Genomic DNA, 25,853 nt, shown 5'->3' with positions numbered 1-25,853 from the left:
CGACATGGACCTCTCGCGGGTGTCGTCGCACGTTCCGGAGGAGGTGACCGACGCGGGGCGGCAGGCGGCCGTCGTCGCGCCGGTTCTCGTCCGCGACGACGAGGACCACGTGCTGTTCACGAAGCGCGCGGACCACCTCGGCGAGCATCCCGGACAGATGAGTTTCCCCGGCGGCGGGCGCGAACCGAGCGACGAGAGCCTCCGCGCCACCGCACTCCGGGAGGCCGACGAGGAGATCGGCCTCCGCGACTCGGAGGTGGACTTCTTCGGCCGTCTCGACGACATCCGGACCGTCACCGACTACTCGGTCACGCCGTTCGTCGCGCGCGTCCCCGACAGGGAGTACGAACCGGACGAACGCGAAGTCGCCGAAATCGTCGCCTTGGCGGAGTCGGATCTCACCGACTACGCGAACTACGAGTCCGAGCACCGCGACCACCCCCACTACGGCCCCATCCGACTCCACTTCTTCCGCGTGGACGGCTACACCGTCTGGGGTGCGACGGGGCGGATGCTCGTCCAACTGCTCGAACTGACGACCGACTGGGAGATGCCGCCGGAACCGGACCGCGTCGTGGACCCCGACGCCGACTACCCGGTGTGAGTCGGCCGCCGCAATACGTGCCGCCGAGCGACAGGATTATCCCCGACCGAGAGGTACGAAGGCGTACATGGTCGCACAGACGATGGATCGCGTTCCGCGACGACGATAACCCCATTCTCGTGAGTAGTGATAGCCGATGTTGACCGGAGAGCGTAGCGTCTCGCAGACGGGCCTCGACGCGGTGGCCCTGAAGCCGAAAGAGTGCGACGTACTGACGGGCCTCGACGTGCCCGTCGGAACCGTCGCGGTGGACTACGAGGGCCGAGACCACGTCCCGGACGCCGACGTCCTGCGGGAACTGGCCGAAGCGAAGGAGGTCAGACTGACCATACCCGTCCGCGCGGACGGGTTCGACCCCCTCGGCGACGACGCCCGCTGGGACGAAGTGCCCGACTCGGTGCGCCGCGTCCTCGTGGCGGGGCACTCGGCGTACCTCTCCGAGGAGGAGTCCCGCCGCGCCGTCGCGCCGCGACTCGGGGCCGCAATCGACCGCGCCCCCGACGCGTGGGTCGGCACCGAGGGCGTCGAGCGAATCGCCCTCGCCGCCGGCGGCACCCAGTACGAACTGCTCTCCCGAACGACCGCCCGCGACCTGCGCGCACTCCGCGCGGCGGGGTACGACGGCGAGGTGGCCGTCTACGCGCCGACCGTCCTCGCGGACGACGAGGACGAGATACTCGACGCGGTGGGCGCGTACGCCGCCCGGAGACGCCCCGTCGCCGCGGCGTTGCCCGACGGCGCGGCCACCGACGCCGACGCCTCGGGCCGCGCCCGCGACGTCCTCTCGAAGGCCGTCCGCGACTACGGCCTCGTCGGCACCGTCGAAACGGTCCGCGAGCAGATCTCGGAACTCAAGGACGCGGGCGCGAACGTCGTCGTCGGCTACCCCGCCCGCGGCGTCGAGGCGTTCGCCGAGTAACGACCGACTCGCTCCGCTCGGCGCTCTTTTTCGCCCGCCGCCCGCCGAGTCGCCGGACGCTAAGTGCCGCCCCGACGAGTGGCCGGTATGACCGATTCCGACGCGCCGGGCGGCGATCCGATGGCTCGACCCTTCGAGGTGCCGGACGGGACGGGAACGCGCGTCGCCGTCATCGGCGCGGGGGCGGTCGGTCTCACCGCCGCGTCCGACCTCGCCCGCGCGGGCGCGTCGGTGACGGTGTTCGAACGCGGCGCGGACCCGGGGGCCGGGTCGTCGGGGCGCGCCGCGGGCATCCTCTACGACGCCTACGCCGAGGACGTGGACGTGCGGATGGCCGCCAGAGCGATGGCCCGGTTCCGCGCGTTCGCGTCCGAGGGGGGCGAGTTCGGGGTCGAACCGTGCCCGTACGTCGCGTTGGCGCGCGCGGACGACGAATCGACCGGCGAGGCGATAGCGGAGGCGGCCGAACGGATGCGGGTTCACGGGCGCGACGTGACGACGACGGACGGCGAGGGCCTCCACGACCGGTTCGGCGCGTCGCTCGCGACGGACGACGTGGGCACCGCCGTCGTCGCCGAGGACGCCGCGTGGACGGACACCGCGGCGTACGTCCGTGACGCGGCCGAACGGGCGCGCGACGCCGGCGTCGAGGTGCGAACGGGCGTCGAAGTCGACGTCCGCGCGGACCCGCCGCGGGTCGTCGGAGACGGCGCGTCCGAGGCGTTCGACGCGGTCCTCGTCGCCGCCGGGGCGCGGACGAAGGCCCTCCTCGCCGAGGCGGGAGTCGAGATAGCGATGAAACCGTACCGCGTGCAGGCACTCGTGAGTCGGCGTCCCTACGACGGCCCTATCTGCTACGACGCCACCGCGAGGGCGTACTTCCGGCCGCACCCCTCGGGCTTGCTGGCGGGCGACGGCACCGAACCCGTCGAGGCCGATCCGGAGTCGTGGTCCCGCGCGGGCGACGAGTGGTTCGTCTCGGAGGTGAGCGAGGTGCTCCGGTCCCGCGCGGGCCACGACCCGACGGTGGAACGCGCGTGGGGCGGCCTCTGCACCGCGACGCCGGACCGAAAGCCGTTGCTCGGGGAGATTCGCGAGGGCGTCTTCGTCGCGACGGGGTGGCACGGTCACGGGTTCATGTGGGCCCCGGCCTCCGGCGAGGCGGTGGCCGCGGCGATGCTCGGCGCGCCCGCGGCGTCGATAGAACCGTACGACCCCCGCCGCTTCCGGGGCGACGAGGCGTTCGAAGTCGTAGAAGGGATGGCCGTCGAGTGACGGGCTACTCGTCTCGGTAGTCGGATTCGAGGGCGTCGCCGTCTCCGACCGTCTCGCCGTCGCTCTGGGAGACGGTCTCTTCGACGGCCGACTTCTCGACGTCCGAGTCCCCGTCCGAGCCGAGTTCGTCCGTCTCCGCTCCCTCCTCGGTCACTTCCACGTCTCGGACCTCGCCGTCCTTCGGGATGCGGACGCGGAGCGTCCCGTTGGACGCCAGCGTCGCCGTCGCCTCCGTCGCGTCCACGGACGCGTCGTCGGGCAACGCCGCGGACCCCTCGAGCGACAACCCGCGACCCGGAAAGCGCATGTCGAACCCCTCGTGGAAGTCGCGGAAGCGGTCGATTCGCACCTCGACTTCGCCGTCGAGGAACCGAACCTGCACGTCGCTCCGTTGCGCGCCGGGGGCGTCGAAGACGACGAGGTAGGCGTCGTCGGATTCGAGCACGTCGTACGGGAGCGGTTTACGCTCCTGGACGCGCCCGACGCCGCGCCCGATCCGTTCGAGGACGGTCTTGGCCGCCGACTCGCCGAACTCCCTGAGTCCGCTCATAGTTGGATCTCTTCGAGGGGTTCGGTCTCTCGACAGTACGGACAGGCGAAGTCCTCGACGCCCACCTCGTCCGGCATGTCGTAGGTGTAGTGAAGTTCGAACATATCCATCTCGCAGTCCCCGTTGGTGCACTTCACTTCGAGGGTCGCAGGCATGTTCGAATGTTGTTCCGCCACGCTGATAAACACGCGGGCTTCGGTACCGGCGGTCGGTTCGGGCCGTCGGTTTCGGTCGTTTCCCGTGTCGCCCTCGGCCGGTCAGAACTCGTCGGACTCCGACTCGACTTCGGAGACGGGACGCGGCGGGTCGGGGTCCGCCGGCGGGTCGCGGAGTTCGAGTCGGTACCACCCGACGTCTCGCCACGCGCCCAGTTTGTAGCCCGCCGCGGGGAAGTCCGCGAGGTGGTCGAAGCCGTACGCCTCGTGGAACGCCTCGCTCTCGGGGTTCGGTAGACCGAGCACCGCGAACGCCGAGACGTACCCCTGCCGACGGAGGGTGTCGAACAGGCGGTCGTACAGTCTCCGCCCGACGCCGCCGCGGTGGTAGTCCGGGTTCGCGTAGATGGACGTCTCGACGCTCCACCGGTAGGCCGGGCGGTCGCGCACCGCACTCGCGTACGCGTACCCGGCGACCGACCCGTCCGATTCGAATACGTACCACGGGTACTCGTCGGCCTCCCGCGCCGTCCGAATCTTCTCGCGCAACTCCGCCGGGGACGGCGGTTCGAGGGTGAACGTCGCCGGCGTCTCCCTGACGAACGGCGCGTAGATGTCCCAAATCGCCTCGGCGTCCCCGGGCCGGACGGGACGGATGCGCGTCGCGCCCGAATCCGACTCGTCGCTCATACGCGGGGAACCGACGGCGCGGGCTAAACGTCTCCCGGTTCCGGGTCGAGGGGGCGTGCGAACCGAGGTAGTCACGGTTTTACGCGTTCGCCGCCTCTGCCCGGACATGACCGACCCGGCCGACATCTCCGTGACGCTCGTCGACGGGTACGTGGACGAACCCGCGCACTTCGGCGTCCCGCCGTACATCTCGACGTACCCCCGCTTCACCGCGGGCGCACTGGTGGACGCCGGCGTGCCCGAGGGGAACGTCACCTACCACACCATCGACGAACTCCGCGAGGACCGCTCGAAGTGGGCCGACGTGGCCGACGCGGACCTGTTCGTCTACATCGGCGGCATGACCGTCCCCGGCAAGTACGTCGGCGGGACGCCCGCCGAACCCGACGAGGTCAGAAAGCTCGCGTGGACGGCGGACGGAACGACGCTCATGGGCGGCCCCATCCGCTTCGGCGTCGGCGAGGAGAACGCCGGCGCACAGGAGATGGAGCGGCAGAACCTCGACTACGACTTCCTCGCGATGGCCGACGTGGAGGCGGCGGCGTACGACTTAGTGGACAACGGCCTCGAAGGGTTCGAGAACCGCTACCGCGACAACGAGGAGTTAGACCGCTGGGCCGCGAAGGGCGCGTTCGTCGTTGAACAGCACCCGAACCACCCCGACTACCTCATCTGCGAGATGGAGACGTCACGCGGCTGTGCCTACCGGTGTTCGTTCTGCACGGAACCGATGTACGGGAACCCGGCGTTCCGGTCGGCCGACTCCGTCGTCAAGGAGGTGGAGAACCTCTCGAACCGCGGCGCGAAGCACTTCCGACTCGGGCGACAGGCGGACATCCTCGCGTTCGGCGGCGACGGCGAAGCGCCGAACCCCGACGCCCTCCGCCGACTCTACGGCGGCATCCGCGAGGTGGCTCCGAACTTAGAGACGCTCCACCTCGACAACATGAACCCCATCACGGTGGTGAAGTGGCCCGAGAAGTCCCGCGAGTGCATCCGCATCATCGCCGAACACAACACGCCGGGCGACACCGCCGCGTTCGGCCTCGAATCCGCCGACCCCGTGGTGCAGGAGGCGAACACGCTCAACGTCACCGCCGACCAGTGCTTCGAGGCGGTCGAGATAGTCAACGAGGAGGCCGGATGGCGGCCGGGCGAGGACCCCGCGGACGCGCCGACGCACGGCCCCGACGCGACGAACCGCCTGCCGAAACTCCTGCCCGGAATCAACCTGCTGCACGGCCTGAAGGCCGAACGCGAGGAGACGTTCGAGCACAACAAGCGGTTCCTCCAACGCGTCTACGACGCCGGTCTGATGGTCCGCCGCATCAACATCCGGCAGGTGATGGCGTTCGAGGGCACCGAGATGGCCGACTCCGGCGCGGACATCGCGAAGGACCACAAGAAACTGTTCCAGCAGTACAAACGCGAGGTTCGCGAGGAGATAGACCGGCCGATGCTCGAACGCCTCGCCCCGGTGGGGACGGTGCTCCCGAACGTCCACCTCGAATACCACCAGGACGGCAGGACGTTCGGCCGGCAACTCGGCACCTACCCCCTCCTCGTGGGCATCCCGGGCGAACGCGAACTCGGCCGAACCATCGACGTGTCAGTCGTAGACCACGGCTACCGGTCGGTGACTGGCGTGCCGCACCCCCTCGACCCGAACGAGGCGTCGATGGACGAACTGACGGCCATCCCCGGCATCGGCAAGCGAACCGCGGGCGACATCGTCATCGACCGGCCGTACGCCTCGGCGGACGAGGTGAACGTCTCGGAGGTGGACCTCTCGAAGTTCACGGACGGGTACCCGGTCGAACGCCGGGCGGACTGACCGCCGCCGGGCCGTCGAATCGCCGCGAGGACTACCGACGGGGCGACTCGACTTCTTCCGGGCGCGGCGTCGGGCCGACGCCCTCGTCGGCGGAGCCTTCGAGGCCGACTTCGTCCGTTGCGACGAGCGTCCCGAGGCGTCGCTCGAACTCCTCGTCGCCTATCTCGCCGGCGGCGTACCGGCTTTTCAGCGCCTCCACGGCGTCGCCGGACCCCGTCCGGTTGCTCGACGAACGGAGTTCGTCGGCGTCGGTCGATTCCGCCGGCGTCGTCCCCGAGTCGGGCGCGAGGAGGGACGCCGCGGCCACCGCCGGGAGCGTCAACGCGAGCATCCCGAACGCGGCGACGAGGACGTTGTACGCCGCCCCCGACTTCACGCCCGAGACGATTGCCAGCGCCGCGTACGCCGCGAGGGGTGCGGCGACGGCGGCGAGGGCGGCGATTCGCCGTCGCCACCGGCGGCTATCGGGGGTGTATCTGGCGAGTAGGCCGGGCGACTCGTCGATGCGAGGAGGACTCATACTTCAACGGTGTGTTCGAATCCCACAAAACAGTTTCCGGTCGTCCGACCGGAGAGAGTCCGCAGATGGCCGAAGACGACGCCGTGCCGGTCGCCCGCAGTTGTCCCGCGCCGAGCGAGCGATAGCGAGGCGCGGCTTTTTGGTCCAGATTTTCACGGCGAGCGGTGCGCTTCGCGCACCCGAACCGTAAAAAGGTGGTTAGAAGTCCTCCTCGATGACTTCGCCGACGGCGAAGTTGGACTTGACTTCCGTGACCTCTATCTTGACTCGGTCCCCGACCTGTGCGCCGGGGACGATGATGACGTAGCCCCGTTCGACGCGGGCGATGCCGTCGCCCTGCTTGCCGATGTCCTCTATCTCGACGTAGCGCAGTTCGCCCACCTCGACCGGCGGTTGCGGTTCGCTCGAGGTTCCGCTGGGTTCGGTCGCCTCCTCCTCTTCGGTCACTTCGCGAGAGATGAGAGCGACGCGGTACGTCTCGCCGGGTTCGACGGTTCCGGCCTCGACTTCGCGCTTGGGAACTTCGACCACGTATCGGTCGTCTTCCGCGCGCACGTCGGTGTTGAACAGACACAGGAGTTTATCTGAGATTTCCACCGTGTAGACCTCCATTCTGTCGTCACTAGCGAACGTTAAATGTGTACCGCCGCTAACACGCGTTCACTCCTCGATTCGCGACCCGTCGGGCCGCTTCGCGCCCTCGGAGTCGTGGACGACCACCTCGCCCGGTCCGGTTTCGACGGGCGAGAACTCGTCTCTGACGCCGATGGCCTCCTCTAACTCCCGCACCGCCCGCGTCCGTAGCGCCGCGGCCAACTCCTCGGCGTCCTCGCGGGAGATGTCGCGTCCGAGGCCCTCGCACTCGTGCGCGCGGACGATTCCCTCCGAGTCGACCGCCTCGCCCATCGGTTGACTCGTCCCGCCGAGGGCGACGCTGAACGGGTACGTCCGACAGATGAGCGGTCGGTCCTCGTGGACGCGACACGCGCCCGTCCCCGAGTCGTCCTCCTCGTAGAACGTGCAGTCGCCGCAGGCGTCCGTCTGAAGCGCCCACTCGAACGTCTCGCCTTCCAAACCCGCCTCGCCCTCGACCAACCCGAACGGCATCGGGCGGGCCGCGTCGCGGAAGTCGTACTCCGTCGCGTCGGTCAGGTCGCGAACCTCGTCGGGGAAGACGGTCGCCGTGTGGGCTTCCCTCTCGTCGCCCTCGCCGTGGCCCTTACAGCACGCGCCGCACCGGGTGCACTCGAAGCCGATGGACTCGATGGCGTCCGCGAGGGCCGAGACGTCGAGCTCTCTGGCGCGTTCGAGTTCCGCCTCCAACGTCGGTTCGCGGTCGTTCACGTCCGGTCGTCGGTGCCCCGGCGGGAAAACCGCCTCGGTCGAGTCGGCGAGGCCGCCCCGTCAGACCGGTTCGACCCGCCCCGTCTCCCGGTCGTAGCGAACGCGGCGTTCGGCGGCCAACTTCTCGACGTGCGCTTCGACGGTGGCCCGCGCCAGGTCGCGCACGCCCGTCAGGTCCTTCTCGTAGGCGGCGTCGAGGACGGCGTCCACGTCCGACGCGCCCGCCCGAACCGCGTCGAGGACGCGACGCTCCCGGTCGAGGCGGTGCCGAATCAGGCGTTCGCACGTCTGTCGCGGGTCGTCGACGACGGGGCCGTGGCCGGGGAACAGTCGGTCGGGGTTCCGGGCGTACAGGCGGCGTAAGGCGACGAGGTACGCGCGAACGTCGCCCTCGGGTGCGCCGACGACGACGCTCCCCTCCGCGACGACGAGGTCGCCGGCGACGATTCCCGCGTCCGTCTCGAAGGCGACGTGGTCCGGCGCGTGACCGGGCACGTCGAGGACGGTCGCGGCGTCCGCCCCGAGTGGGAGTCGGTCGCCCTCCGCGAACGTTCGGTCGGGTTCGACGCCGGCCGCCGCGGCGAACCGGTCCTCGCGGCCGCGGCGCGCCCACACCGTCGCGCCCGTCTCCGCGGCGTAGTCGGCGACGGCACCCACGTGGTCCGGGTGCGTGTGGGTGACCGCGACGTGTTCGACGCCCGCCTCGCGGACCGCCTCGTCGAGGGCCGCGGTCCGGCCCGCGGGGTCCGCGAGGAGGGGGCGGTCGTCGCCGAGGAGGTACGCGTTCGTCGCGCCCGTCGGCGCACGCGTCTCGACGGGGACGGAGAAGCGCCGGATGGAAGTCACGACTCGTCGTTCGACGCGTCGCGCGAAAATCGTGGCGGTGCGGCCGTCGGACGGTGGCTTGGTCGTTCCCGACGCGGCGGCCGCGACCGGTCGGGCGGAGAGTAGCGGAGTTCGGTGAGAGCGTCTGGGAAGGGACGGCGAGAGCGTCTACGTGTTGAGGAAGTAGACCTGCTTGCGCGCGTCCTTGAAACTGTAGCGGGAACCGACCAGGTCGGCGTCTTCGAGGCGATTCAGCGCGTATCGGACGGTGCGGTCAGGGAGGAGAGACTCCTCCGCGAGCTGTCCCTGCGAGAGGGGCGCGTCGCTCTCCAGCACTTTGGCGACGAGCTTCGCGCTAGGGGGGAGTTCGCGGAGGCGTTCGCGGAATTCCGACTCCGAAAGGGGGTCCTCGCGAGTGGTCTCTGCGGTACTGGTGCTCATACCTATCCGAAACGCGGACTCCTTGGTAAAGGTTGGCTACAAGTGTGACAAAACAATGCAGACACCTTATACACATTCTGCTATGTATAAGGACATCTGCCCAACTCCCTTTGGTCGCCGCGCGCGAACCCCTCCGCCGTGATTCCCGAATCCCACCGCGACATCTTCGAGAAGAAATCGTTCGCTCACTTCGCCACGGTGATGCCCGACGGGACGCCGCACGTCACGCCCGTGTGGGTGGACCACGAGGACGGCGAGTACGTCCTGATAAACAGCGCCCGCGGCCGGCAGAAGGTGAACAACGTGGAGTCGAACCCGAAGGTGGGCGTCTCGGTCATCGACCCGGACGACCCCTACCGGTTCGTCTCCGTCCGCGGCGAGGCGACGTTGGACGAGGAGGGCGCGGTCGAGCACATCGACGAACTCGCCCGGCGGTACATGGACGTCGAGGAGTACCCGAACAAGGGCGACGAGGAGGGCGCGCGCGTCATCGTCCGAATCCCGACGGACAAGGTGGTCACCAGCGAATAGCCGGGGACTGTTCCCGAACGGTCCGTCGGTCGAGGACCGGCGGCGACGAAGACGTTCGGCGGCGTCGACGAGCGAAGCTCGTCAGCCCACCGGACGAACGGGGCGACGAGGCTGAGTGCGTCGAATAGAGGCCGACCCGACTGCATCCAGTACGGTTTTAGTCCGCGGGTGAGCACAACAGGGTAGTGTGAAAGGAAAGGAGTGGTATCAGGCCGACGACGTCGCCCAAGAGTACGACTCGAAGCGGTTCTCCCGCGGCGGGCGACTCATCGACCACCGGGAGAAGAGAGCGGTCCTCGACGCACTCGGTCCCGTCGAGGACAAAGACGTCCTCGAGATCGCCTGCGGGACCGGCCGGTTCACCGTGATGCTGGCCGAACGGGGCGCGAACATCGTGGGGCTCGACATCTCCCGCGCGATGATGACGCAGGGCCGCGAGAAGGCGCGCCGCGCGGGCGTCGAAGACCACATCGAGTTCCTCAGAGGCGACGCCGCGCGCCTTCCCTTCCCCGACGACCACTTCGACGCGGTCTTCGCCATGCGGTTCTTCCACCTCGCGGACACGCCGGCGAAGTTTCTCGCGGAGATGGCGCGCGTCTCGAAGGAGTTGGTGTTCTTCGACACGTTCAACGACACCAGCGCGCGCGTGGCGTACAACTGGCTCCTGCCGATGGGGTCGCGCCTCTACGGCGACGAGGAGGTCCACGAACTGCTCGACGCCGCGGGGCTCACCCTCGCCGGCGTGCGAAACGATTTCGTGCTTCCGTACGGCTTCTACCGGAAGATTCCGAACGGCGTCGCCGGCGCGTTCCGCGAGGCGGACACCTCCTTCGGCGAGACGAGTCTCGGAGAACGACTCGCCTCCGTCTCCTACTGGCGGGCCACCGTCGGCGAGCGGTCGGACTGACCGACGGTTTCTCTGAGGCGACAGTCCGCGAACCGGACGAACGTCCGGTTCGCTCCCTCCCTCGCCGCGTTCGAGCGGAGAAATTTAAGTTCCCGCGTCGCAACCGACGGGTATGGATCTCTCGGTAGTGGTCCCGACGCTCAACGGTCGGGACCGCCTCGCAACCAGCCTCGACGCGCTGGCCGAGCACGCACCCGACGCCGAGGTAATCGTGGTCAACGGTCCGTCGGCGGACGGGACCACGGGGATGGTGCGTGACCGGGACGACGTGGACGTTCTCGTCGAGATATCCGACCGGACGCTGAACGTCGCGCGCAACGCGGGCATTCGCGCGGCGTCGGGCGACGCCGTCGCACTCCTCCGGTACGACCTCGCAGTCGAGGAGCGGTGGCGTTCCGCCGTCGAGGAGGCCCTCGAAGACGCCGACGCCGTCACCGGGCCGACCCACCAGACGCTCCGCGCCGGGATGACGACGGAGTCCGCTGAGCGGAACTCCGTCTGCGGCCGCGAGGTGACGTACTTCAACGGCGGTAACGTCGCCTTCCGCGCGGACGTCATCGACGGACTCGACGGGTTCGACGAGTACCTGGAGACGGGCGGCGCGCGCGACGCGGCGCACCGACTCGCGGGACTCGACTACGAGGTTGAGTGGCGACCGGAGATGTGCGTCAGGACCGAGTACGAGTCCGACGGCGGCGTGACCGAACGGGACTGGGGGTGGAAGTACCGGGCGCTCTCGTACCGACTCGTGAAGAACTACGGCGTCCGGCCGTCCGTCCTGCGGCGAACGCTGTCGCACGCCGGCCGGGACGCCCTCTCGTCGGCCCGAGACGTGGTCCGCGGCGACGCCTCGCCGACGGGCTGGTTCGGCATCGGACGGGACGTTCTCGTCGGCATAGCGACGGGTTCCTCGGACGGGTTCGTCGCCCGGCGGCGCGACCGGTCGGCGGCGCGCAACCCCCACGGCTGTTCGAAGCGGGCCGACCGGGCCGTCGCGAAGTACGACCGCCGGTAGCGCTGTCAGTCCTCGCCCGGGCCGAGTTCGGGGACGACGCGCGCCGGATTTTTCGAGAACGCGCGGCGCATCGCGTCTTCGGAGACGTCGAGCGTCAGCACCTCCATGACGCCGACGTTCGGGTGCGTCTCGGGGACGCCGCTTCCGAACAGCACGCGGTCGGGATGTTCGAGGAGGGCGCGTTCCAACACGTTGCGGTAGCGGACGAAACTCGTGTCGAGATAGAGTTCGTCATGGTCGGCCAACATCTCGATGGCCTCGTTCATCAGATCGCGGTTCAGCGGAAAGCCGCCGAACCCGGCAAGTATCACGGGCAACTCCCGTCGGAGCAACGTCTCCGCGGCGGCGACGGGCGGGAACTCCGCGCCGGCGTGCACGAGGAGGGGCAGGCCCACGTCCTCCAACCGGTCTAACGTCTCCTCGTCCGGCAGGCCGTCCGCGGCGGGTGCGAGCGTGAACCCGTAGAACCGGTCGTCGTAGGCGTACTTCTCCACGTCCTCGGGGTCGACGTGCGTCTGCGACCGCGAGGCCGTGAGGTTGCGCAGGCGCGCCGAGGTTCGGTTGCTCGGGTCGCGCGGACCGTCGATGCGCGCGAACGCCAAGAACGGCCGGTCCACGCTCAACCGCGCGACGGCGTTGTTCGCGCGGAGGTACCCCATCCCCTCCGGGCGACGCCCCGGCGAGACGACGGCTTTCACCACGCCCGCCTGATGCAGTTCCCGTTCCAATCGCTCCGGCCCCACCTCTCGCCCCCGGGTTGACACCGACTCCCCGTCGGGGTCGAGTCGGGCGTGGACGTCCACGACCCGAAACCCGTGTTCCAACTCCAGCATGCTCTCTCGGAACCCCCACGAGTTCAAATATCTTGTAGGTTGCACCACCCCGCGCCGCCCCCGCCTCCCCCGGACGGGAGTACTTAAATGGGTTGTGCGGTCAACGGTCATCGTAACGGCCGGTGACTCCGTAGTGCTCTGTATGTCCGAGTCAGAGGAGCGAATCCCACAGTCCGAGATGATCGTCCACGAGAAGGGGTCTCTCGTGGACGCCGCCGAGTACGAGACGGTTGCGATGGCCGTCGTCGGCGCCGTCGCCGCCGCGGAGGGCGTCTCCGAGATTTCGCTTCCGCCCCTCTACGACGCCGGTATCGACCCCGACGCGCTGAACGAACTGTTCGAGGGGTCGCGGACGCACGTCGAGGGCCTCTTTTCGTTCACCTACGCCGAGTACGTCGTCACGGTCACGAGCGGCGAGGACGTGACCGTCGAGGCGCACCGAACCGTCTGAGAGATTCGCTTCCGCTTCGACGCGGGATAGCACGCCTCCCGCCGCCGTCGTGCGGTTACGCCGCGCCGAGGGCCGAAACGTATTTATAGAACTGCAAACGTCTGGAGGGGTGAGGTTTCATAACTATGGCGACACGTATGCAGCAACCACTGTACATTCTGGCGAGCGGCAGCAACCGGACCAACGGTCAGGCCGCGCAGGACTCGAACATCCGCGCCGGAAAGGCCGTCGCGAGCGCCGTCCGGACGACGCTCGGCCCCCGCGGGATGGACAAGATGCTCGTCGATTCCTCCGGTGAAGTCGTCATCACCAACGACGGTGCGACCATCCTCGAACAGATGGACATCGAACACCCGGCGGCGCAGATGATCGTCGAAGTCGCCCGGACGCAGGAGGAGGAAGTCGGCGACGGCACCACCACCGCCGCCGTCCTCGCGGGCGAACTCCTCGTCCACGCCGAGGACCTCCTCGAAGGGGACCTCCACCCCACCGTCATCGTCGAGGGGTACAACGAGGCCGCCCGCCTCGCGCAGGAGGCCATCGACGAGCAACTGCTGGCCGTCAAACTGGACGACGAACTCCTCGAACAGGTCGCCGAGTCGTCGATGACCGGCAAGGGAACCGGTGACGTGACCGCCGACGTCCTCGCCGAACACGTCGTCGGGGCGGTGCGGATGGTCCACGACGACAACGAGACGTTCGACCGGGACGACGTGCGCATCACGACGCGCACCGGGTCCTCCTCCTCGGCGACCGAACTGGTCGAGGGCGTCGTCATCGACAAGGAACGCGTCCACGACAACATGCCCCTGCGCGTCGAAGACGCCACCGTGGCCGTCCTCGACGTGAAACTCGACGTGCGGAAGGGCGAACTCGACACGGAGTACAACATCACCTCCGTCGAGCAACTCGACGCCGCCATCCGAGCCGAGGACGACGAACTCCGCGGCTACGCGAAGACGCTCGCCGACGCGGGCGTCGACGTGGTGTTCTGTACGAAGTCCATCTCGGACCGCGTGGCGGGCCACCTCGCCGACGAGGGCATCCTCGCGTTCAAGAGCGTGAAGAAGTCCGACGCCCGGGCCATCGCCCGCGCGACGGGCGCGAAGCGCCTCGGGTCGGTCGCCGACCTCGAATCGAGCGACTTCGGCCGCGCCGAGGCCGTCTCGGCCCGGACGTTCGGCGACGACGAACTCACCTTCGTGGAGGGCGGCGCGGCGGCGAAGTCCGTGACGCTGTTCCTCCGCGGCGGCACCGACCACGTGGTTGACGAACTCGAACGCGCCGTCAACGACGCCGTCGACGTCGTCGTCGCCGCGGTGGACAAAGGCGGCGTCGTCCCCGGCGCCGGCGCGACCGAAATCGCCATCGCCGACCACCTCCGCTCCGCGGCGGCGAGCATCGAGGGCCGCAAGCAGTTGGCCGTCGAGGCGTACGCCGACGCCGTCGAAGCCCTCCCGCGCACCCTCGCGGAGAACACCGGCATGGACCCCATCGACGCCCTCGTGGACCTCCGCGCCCGCTACGAGAGCGAGGGCGTCGCCGGCATCATCTCAACCGGTCGCAGCGGCGAAATCGGCGACCCCGTCGAACGCGGCATCATCGACCCCGCCGCCGTCAAGCGCGAAGCGGTCGAGTCCGCGACGGAGGCCGCGACGATGATTCTCCGCATCGACGACGTCATCGCCGCGAAGTAGAGAATAGAGATACTCTGTCGGGCGAACTCTACGCTTTCGGTGGTTAATCACCGACTCTCGCCCGATGGGATTCAGTCATCGGTGGTGCACCTTCCTCGCTCTGGAAAATAGAGATTAGAACGCGTATGAGAAAATTTGGAAGGAGAATCCCAATATAAAAATGATCATCGCAGATCGGAAATATTTCTGATTTTGGTCACGAACATAATTTTGAACAGGGACCATTCTCTTTACATGTCGGTGTGACCCAAGAGGGATTTCTTCGTCACTATCTGTGATAGCGCGTACCTGTGGGAGGTTCTTGAAGATCATGTGATGCTGTTCAAATGCCTGAATTGGATTCTCTCGATTAGCAAACAACCGCTCCCAAGAATTCACTTCGGAAACGTCTATCTTGAGGGCTGTAATTTCTACCTTGTCATCAAGGGCTTGTTTAACAGCCATAGCGAGAGGCCTGAACTTGGAGTTCGTATTATCAAGCTCTAATTTACGGCTTAGCTCCTCATAGCCGTCATAGAATGCATTAACTCGATCAGAGGCATCCTCATTCGCATACCGCCCATACAGCCATTCCGTATCAAGGGTAGCAAGAAGAGATGCCCCTATAACGTCCAGGATTAGTCCTTCAATCGAGATTACCACTGACATCTGTTTCTGAGGTAGACAAAGGAATAATATCACATCTACCATCAGCATCAGAACAACAATGAGGTAAGGATACTGGTGCCGACTACCGATTGAATCTCTGTTCTCCCCTATTAGATGCTCTAGTAGCATCACTACGCGTGTGCTGCGGCCTGAACCTATTAAAAGAAGACCTCCCAAGAGAGCAGTAGCCACGACACAATCGAACATATCTGTGGCAGCAACGAAGTTGCTAGCTCAGATTGGCCGTAGTCGCCGTCCGACGTCACCTCCCCCGATTTTCTCTCGCCGCTCCGTCCCCCGACCGTCCGACCCTCCTCTCACCGAGTCTTTACTTCGGAGTCGGTCGAACGCCTCGCCATGACCGAGGTGACGGTTCGCGACGCGACGGCCGACGACGTGCCCGCCGTCCGACGCATCGCCCGGCGCGGATGGAACACCGCCTACGGCGACATCCTCTCGCGGGAGACGATCGACGCCGCGATGGCGAAGTGGTACGCGCCCGACGCGACGCGGGCATTCGTCGAGGGCGGCGACGCGGCGTACTTCGTGGCCGAACTGGAGGCGGACGCCTCCGGCCGCACTCCGGCGGACCGGGGGACGGACCCCGTCGGTGTCGTCGGGTTCGCCGCGGGCGGACCGGGCGAGACGGAGGGCGTCGCGACGCTCAGCGCCATCTACGTCGAACCCGACTACTGGGGCGAGGGCGTCGGAACCGCGCTGTTGGCGCGAATCGAGGAGTTCTGCCGGCAGGAAGACTGTGAGACGCTCGAAATGCGCGTCCTCGCCGAGAACCGGGTCGGGCGCTCGTTCTATCGGTCGCGGGGGTACGAGGCCGTCGAAGAACGGGAGGCGGAGGTGCTCGGCGAAACGGTCCGCGAGTGCCTCCTTCGGGGGCGAATCGAGTAGTCGCTCAGAACCGCAGGCGAACGTCGTCGCCCGGTTCGAGGCCGAACGCGTCGTCGCCGCGCCCCCGGTTCACGTCGCACTCGACGTAGCCGTGACTCCCCACGGTGACGAGTCGGTCGCCGGGTTCCACCGCGGCGTACGCCGTCTCGACGGGCGCGTCCGTCCCGTTCACCGAGAGGGTGTCGCCGGTCCGCCCGTCGAGGAACGCCCCGGGGACGTTCGTGACCGCGTTGCCGAAGTCGTCCACGACGAGCACTTCGCCGCGGGCCTCGTCGCCCTCGACGGACGCCGTCGGGAACCGGAGGTCCACCGCGTCGTCCGCGGGGGTTATCGAGGGGAGCGATTCCAACTCCCCGACGCCGACTTCGTGGACGGCGGCGGCGGCGGGGGCGAACACGTCGCGGCCGTGGAACGTCGTCGAGGCCGGGTCGTCGTACTCGTAGGTGAACCACTCGGGGTCCTCGCCCGTCTCGGCGGCGATGCGCCGCGCGACGGGGCGGACGACGCCGTTGTCCGGGGCGACGACGGCGTGGTCGCCGACGCGCCCGACGAGCGCCGCGCGGTCGGTGCCGACGCCGGGGTCCACGACGACGAGGTGGACCGCCGGCGGGAAGTACGGAAGCGTCTCGCGCGTCCAGAACGCCGCCGCGCGGACGTCCTGTCGCGGCAACTCGTGCGTCACGTCCACGAGGCGGGCGTCGCTCTCCCGCAGGATGACGCCCTTCATCGCCGCGGGGTACGGCGACCCGAAGTCGGAAGCGAGCGTTATCATCGTGTCAAGCGGGGTCGGTCCCCTCGTCGGTGTCATACCCGCCGGAGTCGGTGTCGCTCACGCGTTGGATGCGTTCGATGCCGCCGATCTCGTCGATGACGCCCGCCACCGGTTCGGGGACGAGGCTCCGCCAGTCCTCGCCGGATATCATCCGGTCGCGGAGTTCGGTCCCCTGCAGGACCCCTCGGTTGAACATCGGGGACTGCCGCACTTCGACGCCCGCCTCCTTGAACAGCTGGATGACGAGCGGATTGTTCGAGTACGCCACGTCGAACGCCGGGGACATGCTCTGGACGTGACTCACCCACACGGAGTTGCGCTCTAAGTCCTCGATGGGGACGGCGTAGGTGGTGATGTCGAAGTCGACGACCGACTTCGTGACCATCATGATTCGCTCGCCCGCGGTGAACGGGTTCCGCGTCGAGTGGGAGTCGCCGGCGCTCCCGATTCCGAGGACGAGTTCGTCTACCTCCGTGGCTATCTCTTTGACCATCTGGTGGTGACCGTTGTGGTATGGCTGAAACCGGCCGATGTAGAACCCCCGCATGGTCCTGTTTTCCCGCGCATCGTTTATAAAGTGTGCGAGTCGTAATAAATCACCTAATCCGTTGTTAAACGCCCTGAAACGTCCGTTTAATTGGGGAGTGCGTCGGTCGGATGCGGGGAGAAAGTATATCAGTTGAGCGACCCACCATTGTAGTAGCGACACAGTTCTATGAGTATCAGGCACTCAACCGGCAAACGACCGGACGGGAGCGCCGCTCTCAGGAACTGGAAAGCGTGTTAGACTACTATGAGTAACGACACCGACACCGACGACAACCTTCCGGAGGAGGGGGAGAACGTCTCCGACGAGACCCCCGACTCGTCGTCCGACGACGAGGTGTTTCCGGAGTCCGGACCTGACGACGGGGTCGCAGAGCGTGGCTCTGCGGGCCGTCAGACAGGGTCTGACGACCCCGATAAAGGGACCATCGACGACCTCGGCAGCGAAGTCGAGGTCACGGCGGACGTCGCCGACGATATCGACGAAGACGATCTTCTTGGCGGTCTGCAGATAGATTCTACCGAGGAGATTCAGGTCCCGGACAGGCTCGTCGATCAGGTTATCGGTCAGGAACACGCCCGCGACGTCGTGATAAAGGCGGCAAAGCAGCGCCGCCACGTCATGATGATCGGCTCGCCCGGTACGGGCAAGTCGATGCTCGCGAAGGCAATGGCCGAACTCCTCCCCAAAGAGGAGCTTCAGGACGTCCTCGTCTACCACAACCCCGACGACGGGAACAACCCGAAGGTACGCACCGTCCCCGCCGGCAAGGGCGAGCAGATAGTCGAGGCCCACAAGGAGGAGGCCCGCAAGCGCAACCAGATGCGGTCGTTCCTCATGTGGATCATCATCGCCATCGTCCTCGGCTACTCGCTCATCATCGCCGGGCAGATTCTGCTCGGCATCCTCGCGGCGGGTATCATCTATCTGGCGTTCCGCTACGGCTCTCGCGGAAGCGACGCGATGATTCCGAACCTCATCGTGAACAACGCCGACGAGACGGCCGCGCCCTTCGAGGACGCGACCGGCGCGCACGCCGGTGCGCTCCTCGGCGACGTCCGCCACGACCCGTTCCAGTCCGGCGGCATGGAGACGCCGAGTCACGACCGGGTCGAACCGGGTGCCATCCACAAGGCGAACAAGGGCGTGCTGTTCATCGACGAGATAAACACGCTCGACATCCGCAGCCAGCAGCACCTCATGACGGCGATTCAGGAGGGCGAGTTCTCCATCACGGGCCAGTCCGAGCGCTCCTCGGGCGCGATGGTCCAGACGGAACCCGTCCCGACGGACTTCATCATGATCGCCGCGGGTAACCTCGACGCGATGGAGAACATGCACCCCGCGCTCCGCTCCCGCATCAAGGGGTACGGGTACGAGGTGTACATGGACGACACCATCGAGGACACCCCGGAGATGCGCCGCAAGTACGTGCGCTTCGTGGCCCAAGAGGTCGAGAAAGACGGCCGCCTGCCCGACTTCTCCGCGGAGGCCATCGAGGAGACCATCCTCGAAGCCCGCCGCCGCGCCGGCCGGAAGGGTCACCTGACGCTCGAACTCCGCAACCTCGGCGGTCTCGTCCGCGTCTCGGGCGACATCGCCCGCGGACAGGACGCGGACGTCGTGACGCGCGACCACGTCCTGCAGGCGAAGGGTCGCAGTCGCTCCATCGAGCAGCAGCTCGCGGACGACTACATCGAACGCCGCAAGGACTACGAACTGCAGGTCGCGGAGGGCTACCAAGTCGGCCGCGTCAACGGTCTGGCGGTCATGGGCGAGGACTCCGGCATCATGCTCCCCGTGATGGCCGAGGTCACGCCCTCGCAGGGGCCGGGCGAGGTCATCGCCACCGGTCAGCTGAAGGAGATGGCGCAGGAGGCGGTCGACAACGTCTCGGCCATCATCAAGAAGTTCTCCGACGAGAACATCTCCGAGAAGGACATCCACATCCAGTTCGTCCAGGCCGGACAGGGCGGCGTGGACGGCGACTCCGCCTCCATCACCGTCGCGACGGCGGTCATCTCGGCGCTCGAAGGCGTCGGCGTGGACCAGTCGCTCGCGATGACCGGCAGTCTGTCGGTCCGCGGCGACGTGCTCCCCGTCGGCGGCGTCACGCACAAGATCGAGGCCGCGGCGAAGACCGGATGTGACAAGGTCATCATCCCCGCCGCGAACATGCAGGATGTGATGATCGAAGACGAGTACCGCGAGATGGTGGAGATAATCCCCGTCTCCCACATCAGCGAGGTGCTCGACATCGCTCTGGAAGGCGAACCCGAGAAGGACTCTCTCGTAGCCCGCCTCAAGAGCATCACCGGTTCCGCACTCTCGCAGGAGAACAAGGTCTCCGGGCCGTCCAGCCCGAGTCCGCAGTAACGGCGGATGCCCGACTGGGCGACGTTCGCGGCGTTCGCGGGCCTCGTCACGTCGGCGCTTCTCTTACTCTCTCACGCTTCTCGCGGCGTTATCTCCCACGGCGACCACGACGGCCGGCGGACGCCGTCGAACGCGCCCGACGCACCGCACCGGTCGGCGGAGTCGCGTGCGGACGTACGAACTGAACCGAGAGACGCCGGTCCGAACGGCGGGTACGACCTCCGGTCCGACGCCGCGTCCCCCCCGTCCGAATCGTCCGTCGGAGACGGGTCGGAGGCCGATACCGAGGCAGAAACCCGCGCCACCGAGGGTGCCGAGACGCCGTCCGAGGAGTTCGTCGCCGCGGACCCGGGGCGGAACCGCCCGCGCCCGTCGGCCGCAGAGGCGACTGCGGACGCCGGTCCCTCGACAGCCCTCCTCCTCGTGAACGTGGCGGTGTCGCAGGGGCTGTTTGCCGTCCTCCTTCTCGCCGGCGCGTGGTTCTCGGACATCCCCGCGTGGGCGTTCGGCGCGGGGTTCGAGACGCTCACGCCGTGGTACGCCCTCGTCGGCGTCGGATTCGGCGTCGTCCTCTACGGCGCGAACGAACTTGGCTCCGCGGTGGGCGAACGCTTCGGACTCGGCGGCGGCGAGGAACTCCGGGAGGCCCTCGCCCCGGATACGCTCCGTGGATGGGCCGTCCTTCTCCTCGGCGTCCTGCCCATCATCGCGGGGTTCGAGGAACTTCTCTTCCGCGGCGCACTCGTCGGCGTCATCTCGGCGGGGTTCGACGTCTCGCCGTGGGCGATGGCCGTCGTCTCCTCCGTCGCGTTCGCCCTCGGGCACGGCGCGCAGGGCCGCATCGGCGTCGTCGTCACCGGCGTCCTCGGGTTCGTCCTCGCGGCGGGGTTCGTCCTCACCGGGAGCCTCCTCGTCGTCTTCGTGGCGCACTACCTCGTGAACGCGTTGGAGTTCGTCGTCCACGAAGGGTTCGCCGAGCGAACGTGAGTGAGCGAGGCGAACCTCGCGAGACGAGCAAAGCGAGTCTCACGGACACCGCGGATGCGACGATCCCCGTTAGGACCAAGTGTGACAATAACTAACGTTCACCTAGGCCATGTACCCTCTGACTATCAGCACGGACAGGTCCGCGTTCGACCGCATCCGCGACGCGATACTCAACCGCGGTGACCGAAACGACGACCGAGAAGAACCCGGCGCGCCCACTCCGGGGTGAGTGCGAACGCGTCCCCGCGCCGCGTTCGGTAGCGACCGACCGCGGCGGCGGCGACGCCCGCGCAACATCCTCGAACGACGAACCTTTTACTGTCCGGACCTCCCCAGTTCCGGCATGGCAGACACTCGGCAGACGGCGATACGAGCGATTCTGGTCGGCTACCTCGCACTCTTGGTCGTGGCCGTCGTCACCGGCAACCCCCTCGCGAACGTCGCCGTGGACGTCGGATTCGGCGTCGTCGCGCTCTACTTCGGCTACACCGTCTACGAGGAGCGGAGTCGCGGAACCGACCCGCGCGTCCGTCTGGCCACCGCCGGGGCGTTCGTCCTCGCGGGCCTCGCGCAGTTCGTCTCCGTCGCGATGTGGGCCGCCGGGATGGGGTCCAACGCGGTGGAAACCGTCGCCTCGGCGTTCTTCGTCCTCGGCTTCATCGGCTACCTCGTCATCCGACGGGTCTGAGGCGGCCTCACGCGGACTCTCTCTCTCGCAGGCGGCGCGCCACCTCGGCCGGCGCGCCGCCCGGCGCGTCGCGGACGCGGTGGTCGGGGATGAAGAGCGGAACCGGGTTCTCCGAGAGGGCCGTCCGCACCGTCCGTCGGTCCTCCTCGTCCTCGTCGTCGAGTCCCGCGAGTTTCGCCACCCGTCCGAGCGACACCGTCTCGCCGTACGGGAGTTTACGAACCGCGTCGAGGACGCGCCGTTGCTCCGTCGGCACGGTGAGGGCGACGGTCACGTCGTCGAAGTGGTCCGACTCGCCGTCGAGGTAGTCGAACACCCGATCCAACAGGGGGTGGTCCGCCTCGGCGTCGTCCGGCGGCGTCTCGGGGAACGAGACGTTGATGACTCGACCGCTGGCGACGCCGATCTGCACGGTTCGCCCGAGTCTGTCCGACCGCCGGGCGAAGACGCCTGCGTCCATACCCGTCGCTACTCCGTCGTCGGCCTTGAACCTTGACGACGACGCGCAAGCCTTATGTGCAAATGAGTCCGTTGATGTACAACGATGGACGCTAGTGAGGACGAACTTGCGCCGGAGGTGCGGTCCATCCTCGCGGCCGCACGCGACCGGTCGGGCGGGGAGTCGCGCGTCAGCGTGGACGCGCGGTCGTTCCCCGACGCGGTGGACGCCGCCGAGGACGAGGGACGAGTGCCCGTCGTCGCGGAGGTGAAGCCGACGAGTCCGACCACCGAGGGGACCAGAGCCGACGACCCCGTCGAACTCGCCCGCGAGATGGTCGCGGGCGGGGCGACGGCCCTGTCGGTGCTGACCGAACCGGAGCACTTCGGCGGTTCGACCGAGAACCTCCGGCGGGTCCGGGAGGCCGTGGACGTGCCCGTCCTCCGGAAGGACTTCGTCGTCAGCGAGGCGCAACTCGACGCCGTGGAGGCCGACGTCGTCCTCCTCATCGCGCGGTTCGTCGGCGACGACCTGCCGGACCTCCTGGAGGCGGCACGCGAACGCGGCTTTCAGGTGCTCGTGGAGGTCCACGACCGGGCGGAACTGGACCGCGCGGTGGAGGCGGGCGCGGAGATAATCGGGGTGAACAACCGCGACTTGGCGAAGTTGGAGGTGGACCTCGAAACGTTCGAGAGGGTCGCGCCCCACGTCCCCGACGACGCGACGCTTCTGGCCGAGAGCGGGGTTTCCAGCGTCGAAGACGCCCGTCGCATGCGCGCGGCGGGCGCGGACGCCCTCCTCATCGGCACGGCCATCATGGACGGCGACGTGCGAGCGAACGCGGAACGATTCACGACAGCGGAGACATCCGAATGACGGAGACACAGACAGACGGCAAGTTCGGCGAGTACGGTGGTCAGTACGTCCCCGAGGCGTTGATGCCGGCGATAACGGAGTTGACGGACGCCTACGAGCGGTACGTGCTGGAGAACGAAGACGGCTTCATGGACGAGTTCCGGCGTCGCCTGCGGGACTTCGGCGGGCGACCGACGCCCACGCAGTACGCGGAGCGACTGTCGGAGCGGTACGACTGCAACGTCTACCTGAAGCGCGAGGACCTGGTCCACGGCGGCGCGCACAAACTCAACAACGCCCTCGGGCAGGTTCTCTTGGCGAAGTACATGGGCAAAGAGCGCATCGTCGCGGAGACGGGCGCGGGCCAACACGGCACCGCGACGGCGATGGCGGCGGCGCACCTCGACATGCCCTGCGAGGTGTACATGGGCAAGCGCGACATCAACCGCCAGCGTCCCAACGTCTTCCGCATGCGACTCAACGGGTCGACGGTGACGCCCGTGACGGCGGGTCGCGGCACCCTGAAGGAGGCGATAAGCGAGACGATGCGCGACTGGGCGACGAACGTCGAGGACACGCACTACGTCATCGGGTCCGTCGTCGGCCCGCACCCGTTCCCGGCGATGGTGCGGGACTTCCAGTCGGTCATCTCCGAGGAAGCGCGCGGACAGATGCGCGAGAAGACGGGCGGCCTCCCCGACGCCGTCCTCGCGTGCGCCGGCGGCGGGTCGAACACGATGGGCGCGTTCGCGGAGTTCGTAGACGACGAGGACGTGGCCCTCTACGCCGTCGAGGCGGGCGGCAGTTCCCTCTCCGTGGATGAGGAGTCGGGCGTCGCGCCCAACTCCGCGTCCCTCTCGACGGGCCGGGAGGGTGTCCTCCACGGCGCGCGCACGAAGATTCTGCAGGACCGCGACGGCCAGATAATGGAGTCGCACTCGGTCTCCTCGGGGCTGGACTACGCGGGCGTCGGCCCGGAACTGGCCCACCTCGTGGACGAGGGGCGGGTGACGGCGGCGAACGTGGACGACGACGCGGCGTTGACGGCGTTCCACCGCCTCTCGCAACTGGAGGGCATCATCCCGGCGTTGGAGTCCGCCCACGCGTTCGCCTACCTCGAAGAGAACCGCGGGGAGTTGGGCGACTCCGTGCTGGTGAACCTCTCGGGCCGCGGCGACAAGGACCTCGAATCGGTCATCGAGGAGACGGAGAAGCGCGACATCGACATCGCGCCCGACATGACCGAGTTCGCGGGGGGGTTCTAGATGGCGAACGACGCCCTCGAAGCGGCGTTCGCGGACGGGCCGGCGTTCGTCCCGTACCTCGCGGCCGGCGACCCGGACTACGAATCGTCGCTGAAGTACGTCGAAGCCCTCGCGCGCGGCGGCGCAGACGTCATCGAACTCGGCCTGCCGTTCTCGGAACCCGTCGCGGAGGGGCCGACCATCCAAGGGGCGGTCGTTCGGTCGCTGGAGGCCGGGATGACCCCCGACCGCTTCTTCGAGTTCGTCGAGGACCTGGAGGTGGACGTGCCCCTCGTCTGCATGACGTACTACAACCTCATCTACCAGTACGGGGAGAGCGAGGCGCGGGGCGCCTCGGAAGCGAGCGGTGAAACCGCGAGTACGGGCCCGCGCCCGTTCGTCGAGAAGGCCGCCGACGTCGGCCTCTCGGGGTTCGTCGTCCCGGACCTGCCCGCCGAGGAGGCAGGCCCCCTGCGCGAGGCCTGCGACGAGTTCGGGTTGGACCTCGTGTTCATCGTCGCGCCGACGACGCGCGGGGAACGCCTCGAACGGATCATGGAGCAGGTGTCGGGCTACGTCTACGTCCAAGCCCGACTCGGCGTCACGGGCGCGCGCGAGGACGTGTCCGGACAGACCGAGGAGAGCCTCGACAGACTCGAAGCGTACGACGTGCCGAAGGCGGTCGGATTCGGCATCAAGACGGGCGACCACGCCGAGCGAATCGTCGCCGGCGGCGCGGACGGCGTCATCGTCGGGAGCGCCCTCGTGGACCTCGTGGCGGAGGGCCACGAGAACGACGAGGACGCGGACGCAGTCGCGGAACGACTCGAATCGCTGGCGCGCGAACTGAAGGACGGAGCGGAGCGCGGATTCGCGCAACGTGAGCCACAAGCGGAACGCACATAACCCGAGGTTGCCACAGTCTCACACAATACAATGCACGCAGGACTCCACGCACGACTCGAACGCATCTCGACACGCGGACGATACGTCGTCGTCCCGATGGACCACGGAATCACGCTCGGCCCGGTCAAGGGCCTTGTGGACCTCGAATCGACGGTAGACGCCATCACGCGCGGCGGTGCGGACGCCGTTCTGACGCAGAAGGGCGTCGCCCCCCGCGTCCACCCGAACAAGAACGGCAAGGGCTACATCGTCCACCTGAACGGGTCGACGGTCATCGGCCCCGACGAGAACGACAAACGCATGACGGGGTCGGTCGAAGAGGCCCTTCGCTCCGGCGCGGACGCCGTCTCCTTCCACATGAACGTCGGGTCGGCGCACGAACCCGACCAGATGACGCAACTCGGCGAACTGACCGAGAAGGCGCACCGCTACGGCGTGCCGGTCCTCGCGATGAACTACGCGCGCGGCCCCGGTATCGACGAACACGACGCCGAGAGCCTCGCCCACGCCGTCCGCCTCGCCGAGGAACTCGGCGCGGACGTGGTGAAGACGGCGTACTCCGGCGACGGCGACTCCTTCGAACGCGTCTGCAACGCGACGCGCCTGCCGGTCATCATCGCCGGCGGCAGTCGCGGCACGGACAGAGAAACCGTGGAGATGGTCCGCGGCGCGATGGACGGCGGCGCGGCGGGCGTCTCGATGGGTCGATCCATCTTCCAACACGACGACCCGGAGGCCATCACGCGCGCGGTGAGCGCAGTCGTCCACGACGACGCCGACGCAGAGAGCGCACTCCGGCAGGCCGGACTCGGCATCGAAGCGTAAACCGACGCGGTTCTCCTCTTCTCCCGCCGCCCGAACCGCGGGTACCGCCCCTGAACACCGCACCGGCAA

The 25,853-nt window shown here is 67.8% G+C and carries 30 protein-coding genes; 17 read left to right on the top strand and 13 right to left on the bottom strand.

From position 1 onward, the window contains the following. The first annotated feature begins 4 nt into the window (after positions 1–4). From ACFQEV_RS15495 to ACFQEV_RS15485, 3 genes are all read left to right on the top strand, one after another. Positions 5–604 carry an NUDIX hydrolase gene (locus tag ACFQEV_RS15495; protein ID WP_379697927.1) on the top strand — a complete coding sequence of 200 codons (600 nt, stop codon included), beginning with the start codon at positions 5–7 and terminating at the stop codon, positions 602–604. Between the two features lie 136 nt (positions 605–740). After that, complete coding sequence (locus ACFQEV_RS15490; RefSeq protein ID WP_379697924.1) at positions 741–1,523, top strand: DUF7388 family protein; 783 nt, start codon at positions 741–743, stop codon at positions 1,521–1,523. Between the two features lie 87 nt (positions 1,524–1,610). Further along, positions 1,611–2,798, top strand: coding sequence for an NAD(P)/FAD-dependent oxidoreductase (locus ACFQEV_RS15485; RefSeq protein WP_379697921.1), 1,188 nt, complete (start codon positions 1,611–1,613; stop codon positions 2,796–2,798). 4 nt (positions 2,799–2,802) lie between these two features. Here ACFQEV_RS15485 and ACFQEV_RS15480 read toward each other — a convergent pair whose 3' ends face one another. The 3 genes from ACFQEV_RS15480 to ACFQEV_RS15470 all read right to left on the bottom strand — a co-directional run bounded on the left by ACFQEV_RS15480 (position 2,803) and on the right by ACFQEV_RS15470 (position 4,193). After that, on the bottom strand, positions 2,803–3,348 hold the full coding sequence (locus ACFQEV_RS15480; RefSeq protein ID WP_379697918.1) for an Hsp20/alpha crystallin family protein: 546 nt from the start codon (positions 3,346–3,348) through the stop codon (positions 2,803–2,805). Next, positions 3,345–3,503: a DUF7559 family protein gene (locus ACFQEV_RS15475; RefSeq protein WP_379697915.1), complete on the bottom strand. Its 159-nt coding sequence runs from the start codon at positions 3,501–3,503 to the stop codon at positions 3,345–3,347. Before ACFQEV_RS15475 ends, ACFQEV_RS15480 begins: the two co-directional genes overlap by 4 nt. Positions 3,504–3,605: 102 nt before the next feature. Then, positions 3,606–4,193 (bottom strand): GNAT family N-acetyltransferase, encoded by a 588-nt coding sequence (locus tag ACFQEV_RS15470; protein WP_379697913.1) that lies wholly within the window; start codon positions 4,191–4,193, stop codon positions 3,606–3,608. Positions 4,194–4,299: 106 nt separating this feature from the next. Between ACFQEV_RS15470 and ACFQEV_RS15465 the strand changes: the two genes are divergently transcribed. Beyond that, entirely contained in the window at positions 4,300–6,027 is a 1,728-nt protein-coding gene (locus ACFQEV_RS15465; protein WP_379697910.1) for a radical SAM protein, read from the top strand. 31 nt (positions 6,028–6,058) lie between these two features. Here ACFQEV_RS15465 and ACFQEV_RS15460 read toward each other — a convergent pair whose 3' ends face one another. From ACFQEV_RS15460 to ACFQEV_RS15440, 5 genes are all read right to left on the bottom strand, one after another. Further along, positions 6,059–6,547, bottom strand: a complete 489-nt coding sequence (locus ACFQEV_RS15460) for an SHOCT domain-containing protein (protein WP_379697907.1) — start codon at positions 6,545–6,547, stop codon at positions 6,059–6,061. Between the two features lie 198 nt (positions 6,548–6,745). Next, positions 6,746–7,144 (bottom strand): TRAM domain-containing protein, encoded by a 399-nt coding sequence (locus ACFQEV_RS15455; RefSeq protein WP_379697904.1) that lies wholly within the window; start codon positions 7,142–7,144, stop codon positions 6,746–6,748. A gap of 63 nt (positions 7,145–7,207) precedes the next feature. Next, on the bottom strand, positions 7,208–7,891 hold the full coding sequence (locus tag ACFQEV_RS15450) for a YkgJ family cysteine cluster protein (protein WP_379697901.1): 684 nt from the start codon (positions 7,889–7,891) through the stop codon (positions 7,208–7,210). 60 nt (positions 7,892–7,951) lie between these two features. Then, a complete protein-coding gene (locus ACFQEV_RS15445) occupies positions 7,952–8,737 on the bottom strand; it encodes an MBL fold metallo-hydrolase (RefSeq protein WP_379697898.1) in 786 nt (261 codons plus the stop codon). A gap of 147 nt (positions 8,738–8,884) precedes the next feature. Beyond that, entirely contained in the window at positions 8,885–9,157 is a 273-nt protein-coding gene (locus tag ACFQEV_RS15440; protein ID WP_092537434.1) for a MarR family transcriptional regulator, read from the bottom strand. Between the two features lie 138 nt (positions 9,158–9,295). On the opposite strand from ACFQEV_RS15440, the gene ACFQEV_RS15435 reads away from it, so the two are divergent. The 3 genes from ACFQEV_RS15435 (at position 9,296) to ACFQEV_RS15425 (ending at position 11,610) form a co-directional block, all read left to right on the top strand. Beyond that, positions 9,296–9,688: a PPOX class F420-dependent oxidoreductase gene (locus tag ACFQEV_RS15435; RefSeq protein ID WP_379697895.1), complete on the top strand. Its 393-nt coding sequence runs from the start codon at positions 9,296–9,298 to the stop codon at positions 9,686–9,688. A 187-nt stretch (positions 9,689–9,875) separates the two neighbouring features. Further along, positions 9,876–10,595, top strand: a complete 720-nt coding sequence (locus ACFQEV_RS15430; RefSeq protein ID WP_379697892.1) for a class I SAM-dependent methyltransferase — start codon at positions 9,876–9,878, stop codon at positions 10,593–10,595. Positions 10,596–10,707: 112 nt separating this feature from the next. Continuing rightward, positions 10,708–11,610 (top strand): glycosyltransferase family 2 protein, encoded by a 903-nt coding sequence (locus ACFQEV_RS15425; RefSeq protein ID WP_379697889.1) that lies wholly within the window; start codon positions 10,708–10,710, stop codon positions 11,608–11,610. Between the two features lie 5 nt (positions 11,611–11,615). On the opposite strand, the gene ACFQEV_RS15420 is transcribed toward ACFQEV_RS15425, so the two are convergent. Continuing rightward, positions 11,616–12,443 (bottom strand): amidohydrolase family protein, encoded by an 828-nt coding sequence (locus ACFQEV_RS15420; protein ID WP_379697886.1) that lies wholly within the window; start codon positions 12,441–12,443, stop codon positions 11,616–11,618. Between the two features lie 142 nt (positions 12,444–12,585). On the opposite strand from ACFQEV_RS15420, the gene ACFQEV_RS15415 reads away from it, so the two are divergent. Both ACFQEV_RS15415 and thsA read left to right on the top strand, forming a co-directional pair. Further along, complete coding sequence (locus tag ACFQEV_RS15415) at positions 12,586–12,894, top strand: HalOD1 output domain-containing protein (RefSeq protein ID WP_379697884.1); 309 nt, start codon at positions 12,586–12,588, stop codon at positions 12,892–12,894. Between the two features lie 137 nt (positions 12,895–13,031). Beyond that, positions 13,032–14,591 (top strand): thermosome subunit alpha, encoded by a 1,560-nt coding sequence (thsA, locus tag ACFQEV_RS15410; protein ID WP_379697882.1) that lies wholly within the window; start codon positions 13,032–13,034, stop codon positions 14,589–14,591. 114 nt (positions 14,592–14,705) lie between these two features. Here the strand turns inward: thsA and ACFQEV_RS15405 are convergent, their stop codons facing one another. After that, on the bottom strand, positions 14,706–15,239 hold the full coding sequence (locus tag ACFQEV_RS15405; RefSeq protein ID WP_379697879.1) for a hypothetical protein: 534 nt from the start codon (positions 15,237–15,239) through the stop codon (positions 14,706–14,708). A 357-nt stretch (positions 15,240–15,596) separates the two neighbouring features. Here ACFQEV_RS15405 and ACFQEV_RS15400 point away from each other — a divergent pair, with 357 nt between their 5' ends. Next, positions 15,597–16,145 carry a GNAT family N-acetyltransferase gene (locus tag ACFQEV_RS15400; RefSeq protein ID WP_379697876.1) on the top strand — a complete coding sequence of 183 codons (549 nt, stop codon included), beginning with the start codon at positions 15,597–15,599 and terminating at the stop codon, positions 16,143–16,145. 4 nt (positions 16,146–16,149) lie between these two features. On the opposite strand, the gene ACFQEV_RS15395 is transcribed toward ACFQEV_RS15400, so the two are convergent. Continuing rightward, a complete protein-coding gene (locus tag ACFQEV_RS15395) occupies positions 16,150–16,917 on the bottom strand; it encodes an SAM hydrolase/SAM-dependent halogenase family protein (protein WP_379697874.1) in 768 nt (255 codons plus the stop codon). A gap of 4 nt (positions 16,918–16,921) precedes the next feature. Next, positions 16,922–17,464, bottom strand: a complete 543-nt coding sequence (locus ACFQEV_RS15390; protein ID WP_379697872.1) for a nicotinamide-nucleotide adenylyltransferase — start codon at positions 17,462–17,464, stop codon at positions 16,922–16,924. A gap of 246 nt (positions 17,465–17,710) precedes the next feature. Here ACFQEV_RS15390 and lonB point away from each other — a divergent pair, with 246 nt between their 5' ends. From lonB to ACFQEV_RS15375, 3 genes are all read left to right on the top strand, one after another. Beyond that, the gene (lonB, locus tag ACFQEV_RS15385; protein WP_379697870.1) at positions 17,711–19,840 is read left to right on the top strand and encodes an ATP-dependent protease LonB; all 2,130 of its coding nucleotides are present in this window, start codon (positions 17,711–17,713) and stop codon (positions 19,838–19,840) included. Between the two features lie 6 nt (positions 19,841–19,846). Beyond that, positions 19,847–20,827 (top strand): CPBP family intramembrane glutamic endopeptidase, encoded by a 981-nt coding sequence (locus tag ACFQEV_RS15380; RefSeq protein WP_379697867.1) that lies wholly within the window; start codon positions 19,847–19,849, stop codon positions 20,825–20,827. Positions 20,828–21,170: 343 nt separating this feature from the next. After that, positions 21,171–21,515 (top strand): hypothetical protein, encoded by a 345-nt coding sequence (locus ACFQEV_RS15375; protein WP_379697865.1) that lies wholly within the window; start codon positions 21,171–21,173, stop codon positions 21,513–21,515. A gap of 7 nt (positions 21,516–21,522) precedes the next feature. Here ACFQEV_RS15375 and ACFQEV_RS15370 read toward each other — a convergent pair whose 3' ends face one another. Next, positions 21,523–21,975, bottom strand: a complete 453-nt coding sequence (locus ACFQEV_RS15370) for a methylated-DNA--[protein]-cysteine S-methyltransferase (RefSeq protein ID WP_379697862.1) — start codon at positions 21,973–21,975, stop codon at positions 21,523–21,525. Positions 21,976–22,059: 84 nt separating this feature from the next. Here ACFQEV_RS15370 and trpC point away from each other — a divergent pair, with 84 nt between their 5' ends. From trpC to ACFQEV_RS15350, 4 genes are read left to right on the top strand one after another with little or no spacing between them, the layout of a single operon-like run. Beyond that, entirely contained in the window at positions 22,060–22,830 is a 771-nt protein-coding gene (gene trpC / locus ACFQEV_RS15365) for an indole-3-glycerol phosphate synthase (protein ID WP_379697860.1), read from the top strand. Next, positions 22,827–24,074: a tryptophan synthase subunit beta gene (gene trpB / locus ACFQEV_RS15360; protein ID WP_379697857.1), complete on the top strand. Its 1,248-nt coding sequence runs from the start codon at positions 22,827–22,829 to the stop codon at positions 24,072–24,074. Before trpC ends, trpB begins: the two co-directional genes overlap by 4 nt. Beyond that, a complete protein-coding gene (trpA, locus tag ACFQEV_RS15355; protein ID WP_379697855.1) occupies positions 24,075–24,959 on the top strand; it encodes a tryptophan synthase subunit alpha in 885 nt (294 codons plus the stop codon). A gap of 30 nt (positions 24,960–24,989) precedes the next feature. After that, positions 24,990–25,784 (top strand): 2-amino-3,7-dideoxy-D-threo-hept-6-ulosonate synthase, encoded by a 795-nt coding sequence (locus tag ACFQEV_RS15350; protein WP_379697852.1) that lies wholly within the window; start codon positions 24,990–24,992, stop codon positions 25,782–25,784. The last annotated feature ends 69 nt before the right edge of the window (positions 25,785–25,853 follow it).

Origin of the sequence: Halopelagius fulvigenes (genome assembly GCF_042662625.1) — an archaeon.
GTDB lineage: Archaea > Halobacteriota > Halobacteria > Halobacteriales > Haloferacaceae > Halopelagius > Halopelagius fulvigenes.
The sequence above is the reverse complement of the archived record's forward strand: the minus strand, read 5'-3'. Positions and strand labels throughout refer to the sequence as shown.

Bases quoted from the DNA above. Each gene is read 5' to 3' on its own strand.
- trpA (WP_379697855.1), top strand. From the start codon at position 24,075: ATGGCGAACGACGCCCTCGAAGCGGCGTTCGCGGACGGGCCGGCGTTC.
- ACFQEV_RS15370 (WP_379697862.1), bottom strand. From the start codon at position 21,975: ATGGACGCAGGCGTCTTCGCCCGGCGGTCGGACAGACTCGGGCGAACC.
- ACFQEV_RS15465 (WP_379697910.1), top strand. From the start codon at position 4,300: ATGACCGACCCGGCCGACATCTCCGTGACGCTCGTCGACGGGTACGTG.
- ACFQEV_RS15480 (WP_379697918.1), bottom strand. From the start codon at position 3,348: ATGAGCGGACTCAGGGAGTTCGGCGAGTCGGCGGCCAAGACCGTCCTC.
- ACFQEV_RS15440 (WP_092537434.1), bottom strand. From the start codon at position 9,157: ATGAGCACCAGTACCGCAGAGACCACTCGCGAGGACCCCCTTTCGGAG.
- ACFQEV_RS15390 (WP_379697872.1), bottom strand. From the start codon at position 17,464: ATGCGGGGGTTCTACATCGGCCGGTTTCAGCCATACCACAACGGTCAC.
- ACFQEV_RS15400 (WP_379697876.1), top strand. From the start codon at position 15,597: ATGACCGAGGTGACGGTTCGCGACGCGACGGCCGACGACGTGCCCGCC.
- ACFQEV_RS15375 (WP_379697865.1), top strand. From the start codon at position 21,171: ATGGCAGACACTCGGCAGACGGCGATACGAGCGATTCTGGTCGGCTAC.
- ACFQEV_RS15380 (WP_379697867.1), top strand. From the start codon at position 19,847: ATGCCCGACTGGGCGACGTTCGCGGCGTTCGCGGGCCTCGTCACGTCG.
- ACFQEV_RS15490 (WP_379697924.1), top strand. From the start codon at position 741: ATGTTGACCGGAGAGCGTAGCGTCTCGCAGACGGGCCTCGACGCGGTG.
- trpB (WP_379697857.1), top strand. From the start codon at position 22,827: ATGACGGAGACACAGACAGACGGCAAGTTCGGCGAGTACGGTGGTCAG.
- ACFQEV_RS15460 (WP_379697907.1), bottom strand. From the start codon at position 6,547: ATGAGTCCTCCTCGCATCGACGAGTCGCCCGGCCTACTCGCCAGATAC.
- ACFQEV_RS15395 (WP_379697874.1), bottom strand. From the start codon at position 16,917: ATGATAACGCTCGCTTCCGACTTCGGGTCGCCGTACCCCGCGGCGATG.
- ACFQEV_RS15485 (WP_379697921.1), top strand. From the start codon at position 1,611: ATGACCGATTCCGACGCGCCGGGCGGCGATCCGATGGCTCGACCCTTC.
- lonB (WP_379697870.1), top strand. From the start codon at position 17,711: ATGAGTAACGACACCGACACCGACGACAACCTTCCGGAGGAGGGGGAG.
- trpC (WP_379697860.1), top strand. From the start codon at position 22,060: ATGGACGCTAGTGAGGACGAACTTGCGCCGGAGGTGCGGTCCATCCTC.
- ACFQEV_RS15475 (WP_379697915.1), bottom strand. From the start codon at position 3,503: ATGCCTGCGACCCTCGAAGTGAAGTGCACCAACGGGGACTGCGAGATG.
- ACFQEV_RS15420 (WP_379697886.1), bottom strand. From the start codon at position 12,443: ATGCTGGAGTTGGAACACGGGTTTCGGGTCGTGGACGTCCACGCCCGA.
- ACFQEV_RS15425 (WP_379697889.1), top strand. From the start codon at position 10,708: ATGGATCTCTCGGTAGTGGTCCCGACGCTCAACGGTCGGGACCGCCTC.
- ACFQEV_RS15470 (WP_379697913.1), bottom strand. From the start codon at position 4,193: ATGAGCGACGAGTCGGATTCGGGCGCGACGCGCATCCGTCCCGTCCGG.
- ACFQEV_RS15350 (WP_379697852.1), top strand. From the start codon at position 24,990: ATGCACGCAGGACTCCACGCACGACTCGAACGCATCTCGACACGCGGA.
- ACFQEV_RS15495 (WP_379697927.1), top strand. From the start codon at position 5: ATGGACCTCTCGCGGGTGTCGTCGCACGTTCCGGAGGAGGTGACCGAC.
- ACFQEV_RS15415 (WP_379697884.1), top strand. From the start codon at position 12,586: ATGTCCGAGTCAGAGGAGCGAATCCCACAGTCCGAGATGATCGTCCAC.
- ACFQEV_RS15405 (WP_379697879.1), bottom strand. From the start codon at position 15,239: ATGTCAGTGGTAATCTCGATTGAAGGACTAATCCTGGACGTTATAGGG.
- thsA (WP_379697882.1), top strand. From the start codon at position 13,032: ATGCAGCAACCACTGTACATTCTGGCGAGCGGCAGCAACCGGACCAAC.